Raw genomic sequence first — 571 nt, 5'->3', positions numbered from 1 at the left:
AACTTTACCGTTCGAGAGACAGAAAAGAAATAGTGAGACAGAGGCTCTCCATTTTCTTTAGGTCAGTCCATTTTCTGGCCTCTGGCACACTGGCGTAGGCCTTGAGGTAGACTTCCTCATACTTGATGGTGCGCCAGAACCGTTCGATAAAAACATTGTCGCGCCATGCTCCCTTGCCATCCATGGAGATCTTGATCTTCTCACGCTTGAGTACATCGGTGAAGTCTATGCTGGTGAATTGAGAGCCCTGATCAGAGTTGAAAATCTCTGGCTTGCCGTATTTAGCGAGTGCATCTTCCAGAGCTTCGATGCAGAAGGTAGCCTCCATGGTGATTGATAACCGCCAGCTCAGAACTTTGCACGAGTACCAGTCAATGATAGCGACCAGATAGGTGAAGCCCTTTGCCATGGGAATGTAGGAAATGTCGATGGCCCAGACCTGACTGGGTCTTAAAACCTCCACATCACGCAGCAGATACGGGTAGATTTTATGTTCTGGCGCCGGTTTGGACGTATTGGGTCGTCGGTAGATTGCCTCAATACCCATCCTCTTCATCAAGGACCTTACTCT

1 pseudogene is annotated in these 571 nt (G+C 48.9%); it reads right to left on the bottom strand.

Annotation, left to right across the window (positions count from 1 at the left end):
* Window positions 1–73 precede the first annotated feature (73 nt).
* Window positions 74–571, bottom strand: a pseudogene (locus tag PsAD37_RS19695) (IS3 family transposase); the annotation flags it as partial.

The sequence above is a fragment of the Pseudovibrio sp. Ad37 genome (genome assembly GCF_001623075.1).
Lineage (GTDB): Bacteria > Pseudomonadota > Alphaproteobacteria > Rhizobiales > Stappiaceae > Pseudovibrio.
This window is presented reverse-complemented; position numbering and strand designations above follow the sequence as displayed.